At 41.5% G+C, this 25,138-nt stretch carries 21 protein-coding genes; 12 read left to right on the top strand and 9 right to left on the bottom strand.

What is annotated here, in order from left to right:
• Positions 1-113: 113 nt before the first annotated feature.
• The 6 genes from ACTHN6_RS21975 (at position 114) to ACTHN6_RS21950 (ending at position 9,201) form a co-directional block, all read left to right on the top strand.
• Positions 114-2,045: a sensor histidine kinase gene (locus tag ACTHN6_RS21975; protein WP_440437936.1), complete on the top strand. Its 1,932-nt coding sequence runs from the start codon at positions 114-116 to the stop codon at positions 2,043-2,045.
• A gap of 2 nt (positions 2,046-2,047) precedes the next feature.
• Positions 2,048-2,671, top strand: coding sequence for a response regulator (locus tag ACTHN6_RS21970; RefSeq protein ID WP_440437935.1), 624 nt, complete (start codon positions 2,048-2,050; stop codon positions 2,669-2,671).
• A gap of 256 nt (positions 2,672-2,927) precedes the next feature.
• Positions 2,928-4,574 (top strand): tail fiber domain-containing protein, encoded by a 1,647-nt coding sequence (locus ACTHN6_RS21965; protein WP_440437934.1) that lies wholly within the window; start codon positions 2,928-2,930, stop codon positions 4,572-4,574.
• Between the two features lie 96 nt (positions 4,575-4,670).
• Entirely contained in the window at positions 4,671-5,825 is a 1,155-nt protein-coding gene (locus ACTHN6_RS21960) for a hypothetical protein (RefSeq protein WP_440437933.1), read from the top strand.
• Between the two features lie 161 nt (positions 5,826-5,986).
• A complete protein-coding gene (locus ACTHN6_RS21955; RefSeq protein ID WP_440437932.1) occupies positions 5,987-6,973 on the top strand; it encodes a pyruvate dehydrogenase complex E1 component subunit beta in 987 nt (328 codons plus the stop codon).
• A 74-nt stretch (positions 6,974-7,047) separates the two neighbouring features.
• A complete protein-coding gene (locus ACTHN6_RS21950; RefSeq protein ID WP_440437931.1) occupies positions 7,048-9,201 on the top strand; it encodes a TonB-dependent receptor in 2,154 nt (717 codons plus the stop codon).
• Between the two features lie 73 nt (positions 9,202-9,274).
• On the opposite strand, the gene ACTHN6_RS21945 is transcribed toward ACTHN6_RS21950, so the two are convergent.
• The 5 genes from ACTHN6_RS21945 to ACTHN6_RS21925 form a co-directional block, all read right to left on the bottom strand.
• Positions 9,275-10,840: an SUMF1/EgtB/PvdO family nonheme iron enzyme gene (locus ACTHN6_RS21945; protein ID WP_440437930.1), complete on the bottom strand. Its 1,566-nt coding sequence runs from the start codon at positions 10,838-10,840 to the stop codon at positions 9,275-9,277.
• A gap of 155 nt (positions 10,841-10,995) precedes the next feature.
• A complete protein-coding gene (locus ACTHN6_RS21940) occupies positions 10,996-11,676 on the bottom strand; it encodes an alpha/beta hydrolase (RefSeq protein ID WP_440437929.1) in 681 nt (226 codons plus the stop codon).
• Positions 11,676-12,953: a tyrosine--tRNA ligase gene (gene tyrS / locus ACTHN6_RS21935; protein ID WP_440437928.1), complete on the bottom strand. Its 1,278-nt coding sequence runs from the start codon at positions 12,951-12,953 to the stop codon at positions 11,676-11,678. Before tyrS ends, ACTHN6_RS21940 begins: the two co-directional genes overlap by 1 nt.
• Before the next feature lie 68 nt (positions 12,954-13,021).
• Positions 13,022-13,459: an N-acetyltransferase family protein gene (locus ACTHN6_RS21930; protein WP_440437926.1), complete on the bottom strand. Its 438-nt coding sequence runs from the start codon at positions 13,457-13,459 to the stop codon at positions 13,022-13,024.
• A gap of 4 nt (positions 13,460-13,463) precedes the next feature.
• Positions 13,464-14,960 (bottom strand): gluconokinase, encoded by a 1,497-nt coding sequence (locus tag ACTHN6_RS21925; RefSeq protein ID WP_440437925.1) that lies wholly within the window; start codon positions 14,958-14,960, stop codon positions 13,464-13,466.
• 158 nt (positions 14,961-15,118) lie between these two features.
• Between ACTHN6_RS21925 and ACTHN6_RS21920 the strand changes: the two genes are divergently transcribed.
• The 6 genes from ACTHN6_RS21920 to ACTHN6_RS21895 all read left to right on the top strand — a co-directional run bounded on the left by ACTHN6_RS21920 (position 15,119) and on the right by ACTHN6_RS21895 (position 21,278).
• On the top strand, positions 15,119-16,855 hold the full coding sequence (locus ACTHN6_RS21920; RefSeq protein ID WP_440437924.1) for a GMC family oxidoreductase: 1,737 nt from the start codon (positions 15,119-15,121) through the stop codon (positions 16,853-16,855).
• Positions 16,856-17,005: 150 nt separating this feature from the next.
• Positions 17,006-17,659 (top strand): gluconate 2-dehydrogenase subunit 3 family protein, encoded by a 654-nt coding sequence (locus tag ACTHN6_RS21915; RefSeq protein ID WP_440437923.1) that lies wholly within the window; start codon positions 17,006-17,008, stop codon positions 17,657-17,659.
• A gap of 316 nt (positions 17,660-17,975) precedes the next feature.
• Positions 17,976-18,515, top strand: coding sequence for a YceD family protein (locus ACTHN6_RS21910; protein WP_440437922.1), 540 nt, complete (start codon positions 17,976-17,978; stop codon positions 18,513-18,515).
• 16 nt (positions 18,516-18,531) lie between these two features.
• Positions 18,532-18,726, top strand: coding sequence for a 50S ribosomal protein L32 (rpmF, locus tag ACTHN6_RS21905; RefSeq protein ID WP_090654905.1), 195 nt, complete (start codon positions 18,532-18,534; stop codon positions 18,724-18,726).
• A gap of 15 nt (positions 18,727-18,741) precedes the next feature.
• On the top strand, positions 18,742-19,698 hold the full coding sequence (gene plsX / locus ACTHN6_RS21900) for a phosphate acyltransferase PlsX (RefSeq protein WP_440437921.1): 957 nt from the start codon (positions 18,742-18,744) through the stop codon (positions 19,696-19,698).
• A gap of 164 nt (positions 19,699-19,862) precedes the next feature.
• Positions 19,863-21,278 (top strand): MBL fold metallo-hydrolase, encoded by a 1,416-nt coding sequence (locus ACTHN6_RS21895; RefSeq protein ID WP_440437920.1) that lies wholly within the window; start codon positions 19,863-19,865, stop codon positions 21,276-21,278.
• Between the two features lie 98 nt (positions 21,279-21,376).
• Here ACTHN6_RS21895 and ACTHN6_RS21890 read toward each other — a convergent pair whose 3' ends face one another.
• Genes ACTHN6_RS21890 through ACTHN6_RS21875 form a run of 4 tightly spaced genes read right to left on the bottom strand, consistent with a single transcriptional unit; the run spans position 21,377 to position 25,135 of the window.
• Positions 21,377-22,087, bottom strand: coding sequence for a sulfite exporter TauE/SafE family protein (locus ACTHN6_RS21890; protein WP_440437919.1), 711 nt, complete (start codon positions 22,085-22,087; stop codon positions 21,377-21,379).
• Positions 22,084-22,521, bottom strand: a complete 438-nt coding sequence (locus ACTHN6_RS21885; protein WP_440437918.1) for a FixH family protein — start codon at positions 22,519-22,521, stop codon at positions 22,084-22,086. Before ACTHN6_RS21885 ends, ACTHN6_RS21890 begins: the two co-directional genes overlap by 4 nt.
• An 11-nt stretch (positions 22,522-22,532) precedes the next feature.
• Positions 22,533-23,951 (bottom strand): cytochrome c oxidase accessory protein CcoG, encoded by a 1,419-nt coding sequence (ccoG, locus tag ACTHN6_RS21880; RefSeq protein WP_440437917.1) that lies wholly within the window; start codon positions 23,949-23,951, stop codon positions 22,533-22,535.
• Positions 23,951-25,135 carry a cbb3-type cytochrome c oxidase N-terminal domain-containing protein gene (locus ACTHN6_RS21875; protein ID WP_440437916.1) on the bottom strand — a complete coding sequence of 395 codons (1,185 nt, stop codon included), beginning with the start codon at positions 25,133-25,135 and terminating at the stop codon, positions 23,951-23,953. Before ACTHN6_RS21875 ends, ccoG begins: the two co-directional genes overlap by 1 nt.
• Positions 25,136-25,138: the final 3 nt, after the last annotated feature.

The raw sequence follows: 25,138 nt of genomic DNA, 5'->3' as shown, positions 1-25,138 counted from the left end.
AAGAAACAATAAAGAACTCAGATAAATTGCCCGTAAGGATAACTTCCGATCACCGTTACATCCTAATCTTTGTATTGCTGCCGGCTTTTATAATAAACATCTAACCAGCTATTGTGAAGACGCTTATATACATATTGATTGCCTGTATTACCGTAGCTGATTTGTATGCACAGGATGCAACAGCAGATTCACTGAACCTGTTGTTGCAATCTTCCAAGCAGGATACCGTACGCATAAATGCAAATATTGCTCTTAGTAATTTATATATTGAAGATAAGCCCCGTGCAGCTCTGTTGTATGCAATAACAACCTTATCTATCGCTCAAAGAATAAAAAGCGCAAAGCTTATTGCCAGGTCTTCGCACACAATTGGCGTTTGTTATGATTACATTGGAAACATAGACAGTTGCCTGAATTTTTTGAACAGTGCTGCATTTCTATATACATCGCTCAACGATAAAGAACATCTCTCCAATGTTATCAGCGATATAGCGCTTGCTTATTATGTAAGAGGCAACTATGAGCTTTCGATGCGCAATCACCTTGCTGCATTAAAGCTGCGGCAGGAAACGGGGAATAAAAGCTATGTTGCAAGATCGCTGAATAATATCGGTATATTATATCGCTCCAAAAAAGATTATACCAATGCTATTCACTATTACAGGCAATCACTTGTTATAAAAGAGGAACTGCATGACGAACAGGGTATACTAAACACATTGATAAACATCAGCAGTGCTTATAACAGTGAGGACAAATTTGACAGCACATATTATTATGCTTACCGCGCTATGCAGCTTGCAAAAGAAATTCACGCAGAAAAAGATATCTACGGTTCGCAGGTAAATATGGGCGCTGCATGGGTGGGCCAGCATCGGCTGGATGAAGCAGAAGTTGTGTTTTATGATGTAGAGAAAAAAGCTTTCACGCACGATGACAGAGATGTGCTGATAACAGCTTATGAAGGGTTAGGCGATATCTTTTCTTCACGTGAAAATTATGCAGCAGCAGAAAAATATTTTTTAAAAGGATTGGAAACATCAAAAAAGAACCAGCGTAAAGAAAGAATGGAAGTTTTTTACCGCAAGCTTTCCAAATGCAACCGTATGCTAACAAACTATGCCCTGGCATTCAGCTATGCAGATTCTGCAGCAGCGCTTCGCAATGATTTACTGAATGAAGAAAACCTGAGGCAACTGAACGAAATGGCTGCTGTGTATGAAACGGCAGAAAAAGAAAAACAGATTGACAAGCTGAATACGCAGAATGCGCTGGCCGCCGCAGAAGCTGTGCACAACAAAAAAGAAAGAAATTATTTTATACTGGCTTCCGTTTTAATGCTGGCGCTGGCAGTACTTGCATGGATTGCTTTTGCATCAAACAAAAAGAAAAAAGAACAGTTGGCCGCACAAAACGAACTGGTTGAAAAATCATTGCAGGAGAAGGAGATTTTATTGAGGGAAATACATCACCGGGTAAAAAATAATTTGCAGATAGTATCGAGCCTGTTAAGCCTGCAGTCGGATTATATAGCGGATGAACATGCGCTGCAGGCTGTGAAAGAAAGCCGCAACCGTGTGCTGAGCATGTCGCTCATACACCAGAACCTTTACCAGGAAAATAATTTAACCGGCATAGATATTCAGGATTACATCGGCAAGCTTTGCGACAATCTCTTTCATTCCTACAACATTCAACATAATAAAGTAAAGCTGATTAAAGAATTGCAGCCGATGAATCTTGATGTGGATGTTGTGGTACCACTGGGATTAATATTAAATGAACTAATTACCAACAGCCTGAAATATGCCTTTAATGACGGAAGAGATGGCGCTATAAAAATTATATTAAAAGAAGAAGACAACCTGCTGAAGCTTGGCGTTTATGACAACGGTACAGGCATTCAGCAAAAACCAAAAGATGAATATGGGTTTGGATATAAAATGATAAATGCTTTTCTGCAAAAGCTGAAAGGGAAAATGAATATTTATGCTGAAGACGGCACCAAGGTGGATATTGAAATAAAAAATTACAAGCTTGTATAAACATGAACGAGATAAGTATATTAATTATGGAAGACGAGCCAATAGTGGCTGAAGATATTGCCGGGGCGCTGCGAAGGAATGATTATATCGTTTCAGCAATTGTTTATAACAGGGAAGACGCGCTTGCTGAATTAAAGAACAATCTGCCCGATGTTGCCATACTCGATATAAATCTCAATGGTAAAATGGAAGGCATCGAAATAGCTGAAACCATTGCGGGCAATTATCAGATCCCATTTCTTTTTCTTACGTCTTATTCCGATAAAAAAACTCTTGCCAATGCAAAGGTAACAGAGCCTGCAGGCTACATTGTAAAACCGTTTACAGAAGCAGGGTTATACAGTTCAATTGAAATTGCCCTGCACAATTTTGCACAAAAGAGCAGACGCAATTTTCCGGAATTAAAGCTGTCAACAATTAATAAATTTTTACCCTCGCCTGTAAGTGAGCGGGAGTTTCAACTGCTGCAGTTAATTTATAATGGCTGCACCAATAAGCAGATTGCCGCTGAGTTATTCATATCCATCAACACCGTGAAAAAGCACATCAATAACCTCTATTTAAAATTAGATGCTACTTCTCATTCTTCTGCTATTGCACGTATAAGGCAACTGATACTGCAATAAATTTTACATCCGTTTTAAAAATCACCCGAAAGGGTAAATGAAAGCTCCCGCCCTCAATGGAATTTTGTTTTTGGATTGAGATGAAGAAGCAGTTAACAGATAGCAGATGATAGTTGACGGATGACTGCCACAGTTCATCAGCGATTTATTCACAATTAACTACTCACTTAAGCGGAGAACAAATAACCATATCATCCATCTCTCTTCTACTTATTTAATCAAACGCAAAACGAAGGCGTGCCTTAAAATTTAACTTATGAAAAAACGAATGCTTTTACTTACCGCATGTTGTACTTATGCATGCTTAAACCTCCATGCACAAAATTGGACAGTTGCCGGCAACACTTTGGATACTACCGGCAAACTGGGTTCCATTAACAGCGAATCCATACTGTTCATATCAAACAACAAAACCTACGGCAAGCTCACCACCGGTGGCTTATGGGGCTTTGGAAATACAAGTCCGAAAGCGCAGGTGCATATTAATTCAAAACAGGCTGGCAGAAATCCTTTGCAAATTGATGTGCTTGATACGGCTAAGATGATTGTAAACAGCAATGGCGGCGTTACTATCGGCGACACGCTTATGCCACCTGCTAATGGTTTATATCTTAAAGGAAAACTTGGCATTGGTATTAATACCCCTGATGTGAAACTCCAGGTTACAGGCGGCAGCAGCGTTCGGCTAAATAAAGGCGGCTCTATTGTAGTGGGGCAAATAACAGATGAAAATCTTGCAATAGACCACAATACCATACAGGCAAGAGATAACGGCAGCAAAACCACGTTGTTTTTAAACCGGTATGGCGGAGATATAAATATGCTTTCGAATGGAATACACATTGAAGGCAAGAACAGCTTTGTAGGCATTGGAACGCAAACCCCGGAAACAAAGCTGCAAGTTATAGGTGGCACAGATATAACTTCAGGTGGTGGCGGTTATATTGTTACCGGTGATCGCAGCCATGAGCATTTAGTAATTGACACAAAAGGAATACAAGCAAGGAATAGCAATATTCTCGCTTACCTCTATCTTAATCCTTTAGGCCCTGGGATTGTAACAAATAAAGATTTATTTTTCGGAGACCCGGCCAGTACTTCCAGTTACGGGGCCAGGTTAAATTTACTAAGCAAAAACATTTTAGGTTCAGAAGGAAGTTTTGTTTCTGCTATTGACCGTGTATTTGAACTTGGCACTTCCTCAAACAGATGGTTTGATGTATGGTCTATAGATGGCAGCATCAATACTTCTGATGAAAGAGATAAAAAGAATATCCGCTCCCTTAATTATGGCTTAAAAGAAATTATGCAACTGAAGCCTGTACGCTTCAACTGGAAAAACAGCATAGAAGATAATGACAAGATTGGACTGGTTGCACAGGATTTGCAAAAAGTATTGCCCGAAGTTGTAAAAGATCATGAATACAGAATAGACACCGCAGGCAAAACAGAAAAAATACCTGCACGGCATTTAGGCGTAATGTACGCCGATATTATTCCGGTACTTATAAAAGCCATACAGGAACAGCAGCAGGAAATTGACGCATTGAAAAAAGCAGCAGGCCTAAACACTTCAACATTATCCGGCGCTTCTTCATTAAATAAAAATCCCGGAGAAAAAAATATTACAGCTATAACGCTCAGCAACGCTTCGCTGGAACAAAATATTCCCAACCCGCTTAGCAACAATACAAGCATTCATTACAACAAGCCTGCAAATGCAAAAAATGCTTCCATTGCAATACATGATATGAGTGGAAAGCTTATTAAACAAATACTTATCGAACCAGGCAGCGGAATAATTAATATAGATGCATCTTCATTAAGCGCCGGCATTTATACCTACTCATTGATTATTGACGGCGTTACAACAATTACCAAAAAAATGCTTGTTGCCAGGTAGAGAGTTGTGAATCTGTCAACTGCCATCTCTCATCTGTCAACTTTATCAACTCATCTCTCATTAAAACATTTTTCAAAACTTCTCAAAAATAAAACCATGAAACACTTGCATTTCTTACATCTTAGCTGCATCGTTATTCTTTCTGCAGCTTTATTTTCCTGTCACAAAATTGGCGGCATCATACCGCATAATCCTCCGGAAACTTCCGCTACGGCAGATTCTTTATCGAATATTCTGCAGTTTAACGACGCCAGCAAAATTGAAGGACAAATTCCCGGCGGGCCATCAGGCAGTTCTTTAAAAATTTCTTTTGAAGACACTTTGTTTTTGGTTGACCAGGTGAAACTCCCCATTAAATTCCTGCATACAGATACCACAGAAAATGTATCCGGCGTATTCCTGCAGGTACTAGCGCTCGATGGCGGCAGTGCCGGCTATTATTATGATGTACCTGAAATAAAAGATTTAGACAGCAGTGATACGGTTTCGGTAATTATGATAGGCGTTGACCCAACCGGTTGGGAACCGCCGCTGAGCTTTAATATTGTGATTACGCCTTATGACATTGACAAAAAGCCCATTGACCAGGCCATACAACCTGTAAAAATAATGCCGCATAAAAATGATTTAGAAAGTGCATACGGACTGGAGCTGGCTAATAACGACACCTGGGATTGGGTGATGTCATATATAGATTCACCTGCCTATTTTTTTATCTCCACGCCGGAAAAAGTGTGGGGTGCAGATGGTCAGTTTATAAAGGGAAGCTGCTGCGCAGGCATTTCCATATATGGGACATGCCCAGGTTCCGACTCACCCAATACGCATCTTCATTTTAATACATTTTACCAGATTTCAGGCGAGCAAATCACTTTTTACAATGGCAACACATTCGATCGCCGCACAGTAGAACGCGGTGCTGTTCCACTACCTGACCAGAGTGATTTTTGCCTGCCTCTTGAAGGCATTACTGATTCTTACCAGAATGAAACATTATATCACGGCGCTTATACAACCGGGCCGGGATTTATTATGCCTGATATTAAAGCGTTGGGCGATTCTGTTGTGCTGAAAATGCAAACACAGTTTTCTGACCCGGCCGGAGGCGGTTATGGAAACGGCGGTGGCGTTATTCATTACCTGGATTGCCGTTCGCTTGTATTAATACAACAGGACCTGGAAGGTTTCGGGCAGCATCTGTATAAAATTTATCACAGCACTATCGCGGAAAAATGGTTTGACTTTAATTGAGCGGATGTTTTCTTAAACGCGGGTAACAGGGAGCTGTTCAAAAAGCAGCTTCCCGTTTTACAAACGCCCGCATCGCATCTGTTTCAAATCTTATTAAACCGCTAATACATGAACTTCTAAACCCATATTCCTGTATTTTTGCCGCGCTTTAAATTTTTACTATGCGACAAATTGCCTTTCGTGAAGCTTTACGCGAAGCGATGAATGAAGAGATGAGAAGAGACGAGCGTGTATTTTTAATGGGTGAAGAAGTGGCCGAATATAATGGCGCCTATAAAGTAAGCCAGGGTATGCTGGCCGAATTTGGCCCTAAACGCGTGATTGACACACCTATTTCTGAGCTTGGTTTTGCCGGAATTGGCGTTGGTGCTGCCCAAAACGGCCTGCTCCCTATTATTGAATTTATGACCTGGAATTTTGCTGTTTTAGCGCTTGACCAGATTTTAAATACCGCTTCAAAAATGCTTGCCATGAGTGGCGGGCAAATTGGTTGCCCCATTGTTTTCCGTGGACCAAACGGAAGCGCCGGCCAGCTTGGCGCCCAGCACTCCACGGCTTTTGAAAATATTTATGCCAATATTCCGGGCTTAAAAGTAGTTTCAGTTTCAAATGGTTACGATGCAAAAGGCTTGCTAAAACAAGCCATCCGTTACGAACGGGACCCTGTGATGTTTATGGAAAGTGAAATAATGTATGGCGATAAAAGCGAGGTGCCGGAAGAAGAATATTATATTGAATTAGGCAAAGCCGATGTAAAAAAAGAAGGCAACGATGTTACTATTGTTTCTTTCAACAAAATGATGAAAGTAGCACTTGGTGCCGCCGCCGAACTTGAAAAAGAAAATATAAGCGCAGAAGTAATTGACCTGCGCACTATTCGCCCACTCGACTGGATGACGGTTTTGGAAAGTGTAAAAAAAACCAATCGTCTTGTAATTGTTGCAGAAGAATGGCCTATGTGCGGCGTTGCCAGCGAGCTTAGCTATCGCATACAAAAAGAAGGTTTTGATTACCTTGATGCACCGGTTCGCCGCCTTACCAGCGCCGATGCGCCGATGCACTATGCGCCAAACCTGGTAACAGCCTACCTGCCAAGCATTAACGGCACAGTGAATCTTGTAAAGGAAGTAATGTATCTAAAGAAATAAAGTTCATTTTTAAACAGCAAAGACGTAAGAAATTTATCCCGATGTTTGCATACAACATCGGGATTTTTATTGTTATGAAGCCAGCATTCGTATTTCAATTCAGCACGGTTGTGTCACTCCCTTCTGCTGCATATTTTTATGGCAACAGTTGTTTCAATTCCGCGTCAGCAAAATATACCTTGAGATTTTCCTTATTTCTTATTTTTTCCTGCCTGCTGTCTGCCTCTGTCAGCGCTCAAACTGATTCCTCTAAAATATCTTCCGATACGGCCATCCTGGAACCTGTAACCGTTACCGCATTTGGCGGTGCCGCCAACTGGAAAGATGCTCCTGCCACCATATCCATTATTAGCAAACAGCAGTTGGAACGTTTTGATAATAAAACACTGGTTCCCGTTTTCAACGCAGTAGCCGGAGTAAGAATGGAAGAAAGAAGCCCGGGCAGCTACCGGCTATCCATCCGCGGCAGCCTGCTGCGCTCACCATTTGGCGTAAGAAATATAAAAGTTTACTGGAATAATATCCCGCTTACTGATGCCGGCGGCAATACTTATTTAAACCTTATTGATATCAGCCAGCTTTCTTCAGTTGAAATAATTAAAGGCCCTGCCAGCAGTTTGTACGGCGCTAATACCGGTGGCGCAGTTTTGCTGAAAACAAACCCCTCGCCCATGCAGAAAACTTTCAGTGCTAATGTAGAAACCGGCTCATATAATTTAATGAACGAACAGCTTGTTTTCAATCATCAGTCTAAAAAACTTAATTTCAGTGTGCAGCAAAGCCATTATCAAAATAATGGTTACAGGCAGCAAAGCGCTATGCGCAAAGATGCTGTACAATCGAGCCTGGACTGGAATATCAGTAATAAAGAACAATTATCCGCCCTGTTATTTTACACTGATCTTCATTATGAAACACCCGGCGGTATCACCAAAGCACAAATGGATTCTATGCCAACGCTCGCCAGGCAACCAACTGCCACCCTACCCGGCGCCGTTCAACAAAAAGCAGGCATTTATAATAAAACAGGTTTTGCGGGCTTCAGCCTCCGTTCCGCTTTCAATAACCTCTGGAGCAATTCTACTTCGGTAACCGTAAACCATACTGATTTTAAAAACCCGTTTATTACAAACTATGAAAAACGCAGCGAATTGAACTATGGGGCAAGAACAGTATTTGAAATGAATACTTTAAAAGTAAAATGGCTTGCCGGTGCAGAATGGCAGCAGAATATTTCAAATATCAACAACTACGAAAATAATAGCGGAAAACGCGGTGAGTTATTGTATAACGACAAGGTGCACGTGGCCCAATACCTGTTGTTTACACAAGTGAATGTAAAGTTTAGAAAACTGCTCCTGCAGGCAGGATTAAGCGCCAACCAGCAGCTATTGAAATACAACCGAATTTCAGACAGTATGTATAATTACTGGCAGCATCAAAACACAAATATGCTGTGGGCACCAAGGCTTAGCCTGCTTTATCCGGTTAATAATAATCTTTCATTGTTTGCAATAGCCTCAAAAGGTTTTTCACCGCCCACATTGGCGGAGGTGCGGCCTTCAACCAATCAATTTTATAATCTTCAGCCTGAATATGGATGGAATCTTGAAGCGGGTATAAAAGGTTCTGCATTACAAAAGCATATTGAGTTTAGTGCCTCTGTTTATAGTTTTAATTTAAAAAATGCCATCGTTGTACAAACCGACAGCACGGGTGCAGATTATTTTGTAAATTCAGGTGGTACACACCAGCCCGGCTTTGAAGTATGGCTGAATGCTTTCCCGGTTAAAAATAGCCACCGGTTTATAAAAACAGTTTCAATTTCAAACAGTTTTACCTATCAGCCTTACAAATTCAATAATTACATTTCCGGCATAAAAGATTTTTCGGGTAATCATCTTACCGGTGTTCCAAAAAATGTAAATGTTACTACTGTGGATGTTTATACGAAAGCGGGCATTTATCTTAATGCAAATTTCAATTTTACTTCAGCCATACCGCTTACAGACGCCAATGATGTGTATGCCGAAAGTTATAAATTGCTGCAGCTAAAGCTCGGGTTTAAAAAACTATTCGGTAAAGCCCTGCTTGATTTTTATTTTGGCGTAGATAACCTATTAAATGAAAATTACAGTTTAGGGAATGATCTGAATGCTATTGGCAGCAGGTATTTTAATCCTTCGCCGCTGAGAAATTATTTTGGCGGCGTGAAACTGGAATTGTAAAATACCCATCAATTAATTTCAATAATAAAGGCCATCCGCTGCGCAGATGGCCTTTATCTTATTTTGATTATTCTTATCTCTTTTGCCTTCTTTTCGGGAAGAAGTTACCTGTTTTGGTCTTGGTGGATCCAGACTCCGGCGCTCCATAATGCGTCATAGCACAACGGAAGCCAATAGTAGCGCTGCTTTCATATTCTTCATAAAAACGGCGGGCCCCGGGGCTGAGCCAGTAAGGCATATCAAGCCAGCTTCCTCCTTTTATAACCCTGCTTTGATCGCTGATTAAAGTTGTAACCCCATATCCATAAAATACACGGCTGGCAGAATCACCATCCAGGTAATCAATAGCATAAGAACGCTGGTAATTGCGACGGTCAGCTAAAGCAGAATCGTTTTCAGGAATCATTTTAATCCTGCCGAGGCTGTCTCTCATATTTCCTTCGCCGCCACTTTTGTCAACCTGCATAAAAACGTTACCGCGGTAAGGATTAATATCATCTACATCCAATAATGAATTAGGCCTGTAAACGTCAGCTACCCATTCGCTCACATTGCCACTCATGTTATAAAGGCCAAAACCATTTGGATAGAAAGAGGTAACAGAGGCCGGTATGGCAGAACGGTCGTTCAAGCCGCCTGAAACACCCATATAGTCGCCATTGCCACGTTTAAAGTTGGCCAGCATGGCACCCTGCATAGCACCTTTTTTTGTAGCGCGCAGGTTATCATAACCATCGTTTTTCCAGGCATATACCTGTTTGTTGGCAATCAGTTCTTCCCCTCTTTTCTTTTCATTTTTGCGCGGGGCAGGGTTTTCGCTAACAAGGCCCAAAGCTGCATATTCCCACTCTGCTTCAGTTGGAAGGCGGTAATCAGGAAATAAAATACCATCTTCAAAAGCAACGGTTGTTCTTGGTCTTCCCTGTGCATCTTTCAATGGATTCTTTTTCGGTTTGCCGGGAACGCCTTCATATTCACCCATCAAATAAGATTTCGTATTGAAGTTGTCCTGGCCGCCGCCATTCATTTCCTGCTTAATCAGGTTTTTGTTTTGGTAACCGGATTTTATTAAAGCAAGCTCATTCACCCTGTCGGTACGCCAGATACAAAAATCATGAGCCTGCCTCCAGGTTACGCCAACTACAGGATAATAATTATAGGAAGGGTGGCGGAAATAATATTCAACATAAGGCTCGTTATAGGCCAGCTCGCTGCGCCAGACAAGCGTATCGGGTTTTGCACCCTGAACTACGGCTTCGTATTGAGGATCGGAAAATACATTTTCAATCCAGTGAATATATTCCCGGTAATGCACGTTGGCCACTTCTGTCTTATCTATAAAAAAGGAATTAACGGTAACGCGGCGGGGAAAGTTATTGTTATCGCCCATTACATCCTCTTCAGTTGAGCCCATGGTAAAAGTACCGCCCTGTACAAACACAAGGCCGGGCCCGGTTTTAATATCTTTGGGTTTGGCCACGTAATAACCGCCCTGGTCCTTATCATTATAATGCCAGCCGGTTACATCACTGGTACCGTCCTTCTTTTTCCAGGAACTCTTGCTTCCACCCTTTTTGCACGAAACCAGCAGGCCTGCGAGCAAAAAAGTGTACATCGAAAATTTAAGCAGCCTTATCATTTTTGAAAATTAATCTTTAGAATCTAAAACAACGATATAAAATTTGAAATATTGCACACAATTATAAACAAATTTGCAAAGTATTCATACCTGCTTTGGCCTTTCATAGAAAAGGTTGAACTTATAAATCAATCACTTGTATAATTGTTGCTGATTTAAAACGTCAAATTTAATTCACCGGATTTATATTTTACGGCAAATATTTGTTTTAAAACTGCCGAAACTTCTGCAGCATTTTCTATTATCATTAAATGCCCGCCATTATTTATTACAAAGCTGGGCTTTACAAACCGCATCGGAAGCAGCCTGTCGTTGCTGCCATGTATATGAAAAACGTTAGCAGGCACCATTTTATTTTCCCAGGAGACGATAGCACCAATAGCCCATTTATAAAAATGCATATTAGCCCTGTCTATTACTGTTTTTTCGTATTGCCTGCTTAATTCAGAACCGGCGCCCAGGAAATATTCCTGTATGGCCAGCGTTTGTTTCACCAGGCTGTATGACAGGACCTTATAAAGCGGGATGCGGCGGAAAATTCGCCAGTAAAATGGCAGCTCCTTCCTGGTTTTAGCGCTTGAAATGATAATGACGTTTGCTTTGGGGAGCTGTTTTGCAATTTCTGTGGCCAGCATGCCGCCAAGTGAGAGGCCAATAATAAGCGGGTTTTCTTCACCGATAAATTTCTCTTTAAGGCGGCTGGCATACGCTTCCAGGGTCTCGCCCGGCAGCGGGTTTATCCACGTGATAAAAACAGGACGGGCAAAAGATAAATCAAGGTATTGAAATACCCTTTCATCTGCGCCCAGCCCCGAAATGCAATAAAGTTTTTGCATCAGCCAACTTTAACCAGGTAATAGTTTTTCTTGCCTTTCTGCACCAGCAAATATTTTTTATGCAGTAAAACCGAGCTGTCAACGTTCATCTGTAAGTCGCTAACTTTTTCACGGTTCAGGCTTACGCCTCCGTTCTGGATCATTTTCCTGGCTTCACCGCGGCTGGGGAAAATATTGGTTTCCGTGAGAAAAGAGATTACATCAATTCCGCTGTTTAATTTAGTTACATCATAGTCAATCTTAACAACGCCTTCCATTCCTTCGAGATCATCTTCGCTTAAGCTTTCAGCCGGCGCTGATTGATTGGCAAATAATTTTTCAGTGGTTTCTATCGCTTGTTTTAAACCTTCTTCGCCATGCACAAACAGCGTAACTTCTTTTGCCAGCGCCTTCTGCAGCAGGCGCAGAGCGGCATTTTCATCGTGTTGCTGTATAAGTGTTTCTATTTCTTCTGTTGGTAAAAAAGTAAAGATTTTAATCCATTTTTTAGCATCGTCATCCGCAGCATTCACCCAAAACTGGTAAAACTGGTAAGGCGACGTTTTTTCTGCATCCAGCCACACATTCCCTTTTTCGCTTTTGCCAAATTTTCCGCCATCTGATTTTTTAAGCAGCGGGCAGGTAAAGGCAAAGGCTTCGCCACCGGTTTTACGGCGGATTAATTCTGTGCCGGTTGTTATATTTCCCCACTGATCGCTGCCACCCATTTGCAGTTTGCAATTATGGTGTTTATACAGCCAGTAAAAATCGTAGCCCTGTATGAGCTGATAAGTAAATTCTGTAAAACTTATGCCATTCTCGCTTTCAATTCTTTTCTTCACGCTGTCTTTGGCCATCATATAGTTTACGGTAATGTGCTTGCCGGTATCACGAATGAAATCAAGAAATCGCATTTCTTTAAACCAATTATAATTGTTTACCATAACAGCTGCGTTGGGCATGCTTTCATCAAACTGCAGGAATTTTTCCAGTTGGCTTTTTATGCCTTCCTGGTTGCGCTGCAACACATCTTCACTTAATAAATTTCGCTCTTCGCTTTTGCCCGTGGGGTCGCCTATCATTCCAGTGGCACCACCCACCAATGCATAAGGTTTATGACCTGCTTTTTGCAAATGCACCAATAATAAAATAGGTACAAGGCTGCCAATGTGCAGACTTTCGGCCGTGGGGTCAAAACCAATATAGGCAGATGTTTGTTCTTTTAATAACTGCTCTTCGGTGCCAGGCATTATATCCTGTATCATTCCGCGCCAACGCAATTCTTCAATCAGGTTCATTCAAAAAATTTGTGCAAAAATAAGGGAGCGGGCTATTCTGTATGAATGTGATAAATAGCCTGCCGTTTTCATAATTCCAAATCACAGTTTATTTCTACGGTATTAATTACAGCACCGCGTTTTTTGTAAAACTCAATCGCCTTTTTATTCCAGTTCGATACCTGCCATCTCAGCTTTTTACAATTTGCATTTTTTGCGGTTTCAATTACTTTATCTAATAATTTACTTCCAATGCCCAAGCCACGATATTTTTCCATAACATACAGGTCATCCAAATAAACAGCTTTCCCCGTCCAGGAATAATAAGCAAAAAACCAGGTGGCAAAAGCAACAATTTTTTCATGCTCAACGGCAATAAAACAATTGAAACAATCTTTGTCCTGCAACATTTGTGCAGGCTTTATGGTAACTTTTTCAGGCGTTTGTATGAATGCTGAAAACGTTTTAATGAGCATATAAATTTCTTCAAAATCTTTAGGTTCGGCTTTTCTTATGGTTACTTCCATTTGTTTAATTCATTGCGGTTAATTCAGCAAAAACGTCTTTTAATCTTCCGTATAAACTGCTGTAAACAGCAAAATATTTTTTATATATGCGATGATTAGCCACTGAAGGCTTGACCGTTTTTACATTTTGCAGGAACATTTTGGCGGCAGTTATATTTTTCACTTTACCTAAGGCTTTCATGCCAATAAAAGCTGCGCCCAGCGCGGAGGCGTCCGCTGCTTCATTCAGCATTATTTTTTTACCAGAGATATCTGCCAGCAACTGCACCCACACGTCAGATTTTATAATACCGCCGCTCAGGTAAATATTATTAATGTTGCCACTGTTCTCCTCAAGCGCCCGCAATACATCAACCACAGCATAACAAACACCTTCCAAAGCAGCACGTGTGATATGCGCTTCGGTGTGGGTATCTGTTAAACCAATAAAGCACCCTTTAGCATTTTCATCCCAAACCGGCGCTCTTTCACCGAGTATATAGGGCAAAAAGATTAACCCGTTGCTGCCCGGCTTAACGCTGGCGGCGGCCGTAAACAAAGCATCCAGGCGGGTTTCCGTTCTAAAAGATTCTTTTAATATTTTTTCAACCAGCCATTGCAGCACAATACCGCCATTATTTAAAGCGCCGCCGGTTATATAAAACCCATCTCCAATGTAGTAACAAAAAAGTCTTTGCTTTTTATCAATTAAATATTTGTTTGAGGTTATGCGTACAGCACCGCTCGTACCTACAGTTACGGCAGCATTTTTTGCGTTTACAATGCCGCTGCCCAGGTTTGCTAAAGCGCCATCGCTGGCGCCAAGCACAAACGGAATCTTTTTCGTGATTTTTAGTTTTCTTTTTATGGAAGGAAGTAAGGCCGTTTCATAATACTCAACCGGCTTTAATTCAGAAAGCTGCTCTTCCGTAATACCGGCCAGTTTCAAGACTTCGCCATACCAGCAAATATTTTTTGCATCCAAAAAACCCGTGGCGGCAGCAATAGAATGGTCAATTATATATTTATTAAACAGTTTCAGAAAAATATATTCCTTAATAGAAATGAATTTATACGCCCGGCGAAAAACAGCTTTCTGCTTAGCTTTCAGCCACATTAGTTTGCATAGCGGCGACATGGCATGAATGGGCACACCCGTGGCTTTGTATAATTTCTTCCCAAGATTGCTCTTTTCAAGCGCCTGCGCATATTTTGCACTGCGTAAATCAGCCCAGGTTAGCATATTCATTAAAGGTTCGCCACTTTTATCCACGGCCAGTAAACTATGCATTGCGGCACTAAACGATACGCAGGCTACGTTTTCTTCCCCGCAAAAATTGATTGATTGCTGAAGCAGCTTTATTACTTCCTTAAAGATAGTGGTTGCATTTTGTTCATTCCATCCCTGTTTAGGTTTTATGGGACTTGTGGCGTATTCAAAAGTTTTAAAAACTTTTAAATCCATGCCGGTTATAACGGCTTTGCAGTTGGAAGTACCAATATCAATCGCTATTATATTCATATATATTTTTAAACGGAGATAAGCAAAGCAACAATCTTTCCCCTTAACAGGTTCTATTTAAATTCTACAACGGTTTATTAAAACGAAAATAAAAAAGCATGCGGTTAAAGAGTAATACTTATTTTAGCCTTTCCAACGAAAAAATCCAAAATAACAAGATGGGGACGCTCCAGATTAAGAAGAATCCAAAAAAATACGATGCCGTTATTGTTGGCTCCGGTGCGGGTGGCGGTATGGCAACGTATGTACTGGCAAAAGCCGGATTAAAAGTTTGTTTGATAGAAGCAGGGCCAATGTATGACCCGGCCAAAAACAGTAACCAGTTACAGCCACCATGGGCTTCGCCGAGAAGGGGCCGCGGTACTAAATTCCGGCCGTTTGGCGATTTTGATGGTTGCTACTGGGCCTGGGAAATTGATGGCGAACCGTACACGCATGTGGACGACACAAAATGGAACTGGTGGCGGGCAAGAATGCTTGGCGGCAGAACCAACCACTGGGGACGTATTACGCTGCGGTTTGGCCCGAGGGATTTTAAAAGACGCGATATTGACGGACTTGGCGATAACTGGCCGATCAGTTACGATGACATAAAGCCTTATTATGATAAAGTGGAATCGCTCATCGGTGTGTTTGGCACAAACGAAGGTTTGCCAAACGATCCGGATGGTGTGTTTTTGCCGCCGCCGAAACCGCGTTTGCACGAAATGCTTATTAAAAAAGCAGGCACTTCGCTTGGCATACCGGTAATTCCATCCCGTTTATCTATTCTTACCAAAAAAATAAATGATGAACGCGGCCAGTGTTTCTATTGTGCCCAGTGCGGCAGGAGCTGTAAAGTATATGCTGATTTTTCATCTTCATCCGTATTAATTATTCCGGCCTTAAAAACCGGCAATGTGGATTTGCTTACCAATTGCATGGCACGGGAAGTGATTACCAATAAAGACGGGCTGGCTACCGGCGTATCGTATGTGAATAAAGAAGATATGCAGGAATATGTGGTGGAAGGCAGAACAGTAATTCTTGCTGCCAGCGCCTGTGAAAGTGCAAGGCTGCTCCTGAATTCTAAATCACCGAGACATTCGGCCGGTTTAGCCAATTCAAGCGGAGTGGTAGGAAAATATTTACATGATTCCACGGGCGCCGATATGGGTGGCTATTTGCCAAACCTGTTTGGCCGTAAACGCTATAATGAAGATGGCGTAGGCGGCATGCACGTTTACACGCCCTGGTGGCTGGACAATAAAAAGCTCGATTTTCCCCGTGGTTACCATATTGAATACGGCGGCGGTATGGACCAGCCGGCTTATGGCTTTGGCTGGAATATTCAAAACATTAATGGCAAACAGGTGGCTACCAGAACGAAAAAAGAAGCTGGCGGTTATGGCAAATCACTGAAAGAAGATTATCGCTTTTTTTATGGTGCGTCAGTTGGCATGGCAGGCCGTGGTGAAGCCCTGGCATTGGAAAGCAATTATTGTGAAATTGATCCTAATACAGTTGACAAATATGGTATCCCTGTGCTTCGCTTCAACGTAAAGAACAGTGAATATGAAATAAAGCAGGCCAAGCACATGAAGGAAACCTTTAAGGAGATATTGACAGAAATGGGTGCTGTGATTACTTACGGCGATGATGGCCCGGAGAATAATTATGGCCTGCACGATCCGGGCGTTATTATCCATGAAGCCGGAACGGTAAGAATGGGAAGCAGTCCTAAAAATTCTGCACTGAATGAATGGTGCCAGGCACATGATGCTAAAAATGTTTTTTGCGTGGATGGCGGAGCGTTCGTTTCACAGGCTGATAAAAACATTACACACACCATTCTTGCTTTATCGTGGAGAGCCAGCGATTACATCGTTGACCAGATGAAAAAACAGAATTTATAACCACGATTGGCAAACTGACTTTTTTAATTTACCTGGAAGAACAATATCAACCAGGTAAATCATAACAAAATAGTTCTTGAATTTATTTATAGTTGTCCTGCTTAATCTAATCAATCAGGATAATCTTTTAAATCGCATAAAATCCAGGTCATGGACAGAAGGAAACATTTAAAAATACTTGGCGTGGGCGCTGTTACAACAAGCGTTTTGGTTGATGCCTGCAAAACAGACAAAAAAGAACCGCTTGCAAAACTGGCAGAACCGGCAATAGACCGCATGCCGGAAGAAAAAGCGCATGATGATGCCATCAAGAACGGGGATAAGTTTTTTACCCCGGATGAATTTGCCACTATTACCGTGCTTGCAGATATCATTATTCCAAAAGATGACGTGAGCGGCAGCGCCAGCGATGCTAAGGTTGCCGACTTTATAGAATTCATTGTAAAAGATGAGCCAAATCTTCAAACACCGTTGCGTGGTGGTTTAAGATGGCTTGATGTGCATTGTTTAAATGCCTATCAAAAAGCGTTTAGGGATTGTTCAGCACAACAGCAGATAGAAGTAGTTGATCAAATTGCGTATCCTGAAAAGGCAAAACCGGAAGTGAATTACGGCGTTTCGTTTTTTAACCTGATGCGTAACCTTACGGCTACAGGGTTTTATTCAACCCAAATTGGCTGGGATGATATTGGCTACATTGGCAACAAGCCGAATCAGTGGGATGGCGTTCCCGAAGATGTACAAAAGCAATACGGCGTTGCCTACACAGAGAAAGAATTAAAAGAATGCATCAGCTTTTCTTAAAGCGGTTGCCACTATTAAGCCTGTTTGCTTTTTGAAGTCTTTTCTTTGTGTAAATAAGCGAAGCGAATGCTGTTGAAACAGAAACGATTATGTTTTTAAGGTTTCTCATGTTCAATCCAGATACGGTTTTACGGATTTTCAAAAATGCTTAAACAATAAATTAAAGCTTTCAATGACAAAATTGGGCTTTTTGCCCAATGTGGCAAGATTAATTTGTTAAACTTTCCGGTAAGCCATGGTGTTATATCGTTCTGCAACGTGTAGCTTTGCTTCTTAAGCAAAATTCAGTTACCTTTGCCACCCCAAATTTTCAGGCATGAATTTCAGGAGAGAGTTTGAAATAGCGTTCGTTGGCCTGAAACCCGGACTTCATTATTTTGAATACCGGGTTGATGATAAGTTCTTTGCAAATTATGGCGAGCAGGATTTTTCAAACTGCAACGCAACAGTAAAACTTGAGCTTGACAAAAAAAACGGGTTCATGTTTTTAAAGTTTGATGTTGACGGAACGGTTGACGTGAACTGCGACCGTTGCGGTAACCCGCTTACGCTCCAGTTATGGGATGAGTTTAAAGTGATGGTAAAGCTGGTTGATAATCCCGACGAAATGAATGAACAGGAGGAAGATCCGGATGTATATTACATCAGCCACGGCGAAAGCCATTTACACCTGGCAGATTGGATATACGAATTTATAAACCTGAGCATTCCTTTGCAGAAAACCTGCCTGCCCGACGAAGAAGGCAATACGCAATGTAACCAGGAAGTGCTTGCGAAATTAGCTCAGGCAAAAGAAACAGATAAAGCAGCCAACCCTATGTGGGAGGCATTAAATAAACTTAAAGATCTTAAATAATTATAAACAATAAACTATGCCAAATCCAAAACGCAGGCATTCTCAGCAACGCGGCGCGAAGAGGAGAACACATTACAAAGCTGAAGAAGTAACTTTGAGCAAAGACAGCGCTACCGGCGAATTGCATGTACGTCACCGTGCACATGTGAGCGAAGGAAAGCTGTATTATAAAGGAAAAGTTGTTTCTGAAAAAGCTCCGCTAAAAGCATAAACCATTATTGCTTTAATGAATCTCGCTCTTGACATGATGGGCGGTGATTTCGCACCGCTGGAAGCTGTTAAAGGCTTACAACTGTACCTGCAGCATAATAATGCTACTGTTTATTGCATTGGCGATGAGCACCAGATCCGGGCGCTCCTAAGCGAATACAATTTACCGGAAGAAAAAACCATTGTTATTCCTGCTACGGAAGTAATCGGATATAATGAAAACCCTACACGGGCTTTAAAAGAAAAGCCTGATTCTTCCATTTCCAAAGGATTTCAGCTATTAGCTTCGGGCAAGGTTGATGCTTTTTTAAGTGCCGGCAACACGGGCGCCATGCTTGTGGGTGCCATGTTTTTTTTAAAACCTATTGAAGGCGTTTCCCGCCCTACCATCGCTTCTGTAATTCCCAAAATAGGCGGCGATACAGCGCTTTTGCTGGATGTGGGTTTAAACGTTGATTGTAAGGCGCAGCATCTTGACCATTTTGCAGTGCTGGGAAGCATTTATGCCAAAAGTGTTTTAGGCATTTCCAATCCCCGGGTAGGATTATTAAATGTTGGCGAAGAAGAAGGCAAAGGCAACACGCTGTGCAAAGAAACTTACCCGCTCTTAAAAGATAATTCCCGCATTAATTTTATTGGTAATGTTGAAGGCCGCGACATTTTTAACGCCGGCGCCGATGTAACGGTTTGCGATGGCTATACCGGCAATGTTGTATTAAAACTGGGTGAATCAATGTATGATATTGCCAAAAGCCGGGATATGCACAATGACGAATTTATACGCCGCTTTGCTTATGAAAATTACGGTGGCACGCCCATTCTTGGCGTATCTAAACCGGTAATAATCGGGCATGGTATAAGCAATGACGTTGCTTTCTGCAATATGCTGCTACTGGCCCAGAAAATGATTGAGACCGATGTATGCGGAACAATCAGAACCGCATTCCAGGGCACTGAAATTTCTGCCTCCTGATTTTTCATCCAAACAACTTCTTGTTTTTCATCTATTATTGCCGCATTGGTTTATTTACCAAATTATTTCCATTAAATTGCTAAAGGCCATCATTCTGTCTATGTGATTTCGGTCACTGAAAAAGGCCATGTGTCTTCCTAATTTTACATCATAAATCTTAAATTATGACAGTTGAACAAATCTATACGGGTTGCCTCGCACAGGGCACATATTATATAGAAAGTGAAGGTGAAGCTGTGATTATCGATCCTTTGCGTGAAGTGGAGCCCTATATAAAAAAAGCCAAAGAAAATAATGCGGTAATAAAGTATGTTTTTGAAACGCATTTCCATGCAGATTTCGTGAGCGGCCACTTAGACCTCAGCAAAAAAACGGGCGCTCCTATTGTTTACGGGCCAACTGCAAAACCAGATTTTGAAGCCATCATTGCCACAGACGGCCAGGAGTTTAAGGTGGGGAAAGTTGTATTTAAGATATTGCATACGCCCGGGCATACTATGGAAAGCACCTGTTATTTACTGAAAGATGAAAGCGGAAAAGATATTGGTTTGTTTTCGGGCGACACATTATTCATAGGTGATGTGGGCCGCCCCGACCTTGCACAAAAAGTAAATAACGAGCTTACGCAGGATAAACTGGCTGGCTATTTATACGATTCCCTGCACAATAAAATTTTACCGCTAAATGATGACATTATTGTTTATCCTGCCCACGGCGCCGGCAGTGCCTGCGGCAAAAACATGAGCAAGGAAACAACCGATACGCTGGGCCATCAGAAAAAAGTAAATTATGCTTTGCAGCCAATGAGTAAAAACGAATTCATAAAAGCTGTTACAAAAGATCTTGTAGCGCCTCCGGCTTATTTTCCGTTGAATGTAATGATGAATATTCATGGCTATGAAAGCATTGACAAAGTGCTTGAAAAAGGACAGCATGCTTTTGACCCCAATGCATTTGAAACCGCAGCCAACGAAACAGGGGCTTTGGTACTTGATACAAGAGACCCACAAACTTTTGCAAAGGGATTTGTTCCCAATTCCATTAACATTGGTATCGACGGTAGCTTTGCGCCATGGGTGGGCACATTAATTCCTGATATAAAACAGCAAATTCTGTTAATAACAGATGAAGGCCGGGAAGAAGAAGTTATAACCAGGCTTGCACGCGTGGGTTATGATAATACCATCGGTTATTTAAAAGGCGGCTTTGAAGCCTGGAAAAATGCAGGCAAGGAAACGGACAGTATCCGCTCCATTTCTGCTGATGAACTGGCCGATATTATACAAAAAGAAAATATCGAAATTGTTGATGTGCGCAAAAAAAGTGAATACGACAGCGAACATATTCTTGAAGCAGAAAATGCCCCGCTCGATTTTATAAACGACAGCATGGCGCAACTTGACAAGAACAAAACTTATTACGTGCATTGTGCAGGTGGGTACCGTTCTATGATATTCAATTCAGTTTTGCGGGCACGCGGGTTTGATAACCTTGTTGACATAAAAGGCGGGTTTAAAGCTATAAAGGAAAGCGGCAAATTTAAACTGAGCGAATTTGTTTGCCCGACAACACAGCTATAACTATAAAACCTAAAATGGTTTCTTATTAGACAAAGAGGCCGCTCCCAGAAATGAGAGCGGCCTTTTATTCGGATAATAACAACAAAGAATGGAGCTTTTTAATGACAGCTTATTGCATCAGCCTGCATTGCATTCGGTAAAACGGGGCTTATATATGGAATACCAAGACCTAAGCCTCTTAATATTAAAAGCATACCCATAACGGTAAGAAAATAAGGCACCGCCTGCTTCATCCGGTTTCGCACACCAACATTTATACTCATACCAAAATACCCAAACAGGAACATAGCAGGCAAAGTGCCCAAACCAAACAAAGCCATAAACAAAACAGCGTTCAGGGTTGAACCGGTGGCTACGGCGCCCATTACGGCGAAATAAACCAACCCGCAAGGCAATAACCCGTTTGCCATGCCTAACAAAAACAATTCGCTTATATTTCTTGCACGTAAAAATCTTCCAATAAGGTTTTGTATTAACAACTGAATTTTATTAAAACCGGGCAGATGCATTAAAGGCTTTTTAAAAATATATTGCAACACCGCAAGGATTATAATTATGCCTGCAATAATGGAAAACCATTGTTGTAAACCGGCTATGTATAATTGCCTGCCCATCAAACCAAATAATAAACCTATGGTACTATAAGTGGTTATGCGGCCAAGGTTATATAAAACAACGCCGGCAATTTTTTTAGCTTGCCCCAAATGTTTTACAGGCAGGGAAAATGCAATGGCACCGCACATGCCTACGCAATGAAAACTGCTGAATAAACCAAGCGCAAATGCTGATATAATTAACTGCCACATCATCTTGATATAATAAGCGGAAGCTCTTTATAATATTGCGTATTGCCGCTGCTCCAGGACAATTTGACTGTGTAATTTTCTCCCGGTATTTTTTTCTTATCAATTTCCATAATGCCATTGCCGTTGGCAAGCAGCGGCAGCTTAATATCATCAGCAGCCTTGGAGGCACAGTATAGCCATACATCACCTTTTAATGAAAGCCCGCTAAGTTCTTCAGGCATTTGAATAATTATATTATCTGTCGTTTGCGATATGGCTACAGCGCTTATTTCCGATGCTGCTTTACTGCCGTCGATTTTATCCTGGTATTTCAGTTCCTGCGTATAATAATCTTCCGATACAAGATCAAACTTTTGCTGTGTGCATTTATATACCAGTGTTCCTATTAATACAGCAAAGCCAACAAATACAATGGTTAATTTATGTCCCCAGTTCATAGCTTAAATTTTTATTGAACAGGCCCTAAAAAGCTTGTTGTTTCTGTAAGAATTTTTTTATCACCTTCATACAGCGCCAGCTTTAATTCTGTTTTCCTGTTATAAATATCTTTTTTAGGAAGAATTAAAAAAAACGATCCGGAACCCTGACCTTCTTTTGGCACATGTATGTATGGCTTACCTACAACCTGCACGCTTCCATTCATGCTCATAACCTTTATGGTTAAAGGAATATCCTTATCCGTTTTATTCATCACTTTTATGTTGTATAAATTCGATACGCTGTCTGCACCTCTTTCCTGGAACAACTGGCCGGGTGTGCGCATAACCGTTACATCAATATCTTTTCTTGTAAACAGCAATACACTTAAAAGCGTAAGCACCAACAGGCATAAACCTGTATAAATTTTCATGCGGGTTGTGTAATGCAAGGGCTCGCCCGTGGCAATGGAATTTTCAGATGCGTAACGAATTAAACCACGTGGCTTATGAATTTTATCCATTACATCGTTGCAGGCATCAATGCAAGCTGTACAACCAACGCATTCCATCTGCACACCATTGCGGATATCTATGCCGGTGGGACAAACACGCACACACTGAAAGCAATCAATACAATCACCCAACTGTAATTCAGCAGGCTGATTCTTTCTCTTCATCCCACGCGGTTCTCCTCTTTTATAATCATAAGCAACGATCATTGAATTTTTATCAAGCAACACACTTTGCAATCTTCCATAAGGGCAAACCACCGTACAGGCCTGTTCCCTGAAAAATGCATATACGCCATAAAAAACACCGCTGAAAATAAGTAAGGACGAGAGGCCTGCTATATGCTCACCCACCGGCTCTGTAATAATCTTTTTCAAATCGTCTATGCCAATAATATATGCAAGAAAAAAGTTGGCGATAATAAATGACAATACAAAAAACAATACATGCTTCAAGCTTAGCTTAAAGATTTTATTGCTTGTCCAGGGCGCGTTTTTTAAAGCTTTTTGCTCATTGGCATTACCCAGCACCATGAACTCAACTCTCCTGAACATCATTTCCATAAAATTGGTTTGCGGGCAGGCCCAGCCGCAAAACAACCTTCCGAATGCTGCCGTAAAAAGAATGATGAAGAAGATGAAAGTAATCATGGCTAAACCGAAGATGAAAAAATCCTGCGGCCAGAAAATTTTACCGAACACAATGAATTTGCCTTGCGGAATATTGAACATGAATAAGGGCCTTCCATTGATCTTTACAAAAGGCAACCCGAAGAAAATAATAAAATACAGGTAGCTTAACCATTTGCGCATGGTATAAAGCTTCCCTTTGGGTTTCCATGCATAAATCCATTTTCGCTTGCCTTCTTTATCAACCGTTGCAAGGCTGTCGCGAAAACTTTCGTCCGTACTCTCCCTATTTGTTATACCTGTATTCATTATGACTGTTTCACAAAAGCAGTTGCTGTTTTAACTGTACTATCTTTTACGGCGCTGCTGTCAGCAGCAGGCGCCGCGGATTCTTTGTATAAGCTTCCCTGCGGCTCCTTGGGCGTTGCTGGCTTTGTTCCATGCAGCGTCATTACATAACTTGATATTTGCTGAATCTGTAGCGGCGAATAATCATCTTTCCAGCTCTTCATGCCCTTGTCAGGCCAGCCGTAAGTGACGGTTTTAAACACATCTTTTATGCTACCGCCATGCAGCCAGTAATCATCAGTAAGGTTAGGCCCAACACCGCCACCGCCATCAGCGGCATGACAGGCTGCACACATGGTGGTAAAAATTTTTTTACCGGCATCAATATCTGATGCATCAGTTAACCGGGTAACCGTGTTTTCGTCAACATTATTTTTTGCTTTGGCAAGAAAACTTTCACGCTGTGCTTCGGCCTGGTGCATGGCTATTTGCAATTCCTGTATGGAAGAAGGGCCGGTATGCGATACATGGAACCGCCAGAGATAAATGCCCGCGAAAATGATACAGATATAAAAGCCATACAGCCACCATGGCGGAAGGCGGTTATCCAACTCGCGAATACCGTCATAATTATGGCCGGTGTCAATATCCGCTTCTTCCTGCACCGGTTTAAAATTGTTTAATTTACTCCATATGTTTTTAAGGCTGAATGATCTTTCTTTTACAACCTCAACAGATGCTTCGCTTTCTGTGACCTGCATTTCTTCATTGGCTTTCATTAAGGCTTTTACCTGGCCCATGATGCTGATAAGAATAAGTATCTCTACACCAATAACAGAAACGAGTACATAAAAGCTCGTGGAAGATAACGGGATGGCTGTTTTAACCGTTTCCGTTTTTGCAGTGGCATCATCTGTTGCCGCAGCATCCTGCGCGAATAATCCGCTGCTTAAAAACATAAAAAATAATACAGACAGCAGCTTTGCAGCCGTATCTTTTTTAATCTTTTTAAGGTTAATTTTTGCCTGTTGCACCAGCATTTTAGCGGCCACATAAATAGCCAGTGCAAGCAAAGCGGCGATAATGCATAAGGCAATCGCCTGTGGGCTCCTGGCTTCATTTAGTTTTGGGCCATCCTGCGCAAATGCGCTTAAAGGCAACAATGCTGCAAAAGCTATTATTAATTTTTTATTCCTGTTTTTCATGCT

It is taken from the genome of Parafilimonas sp. (assembly GCF_051953455.1).
Taxonomy (GTDB): Bacteria; Bacteroidota; Bacteroidia; order Chitinophagales; family Chitinophagaceae; genus Parafilimonas.
The sequence above is the reverse complement of the archived record's forward strand: the minus strand, read 5'-3'. Positions and strand labels throughout refer to the sequence as shown.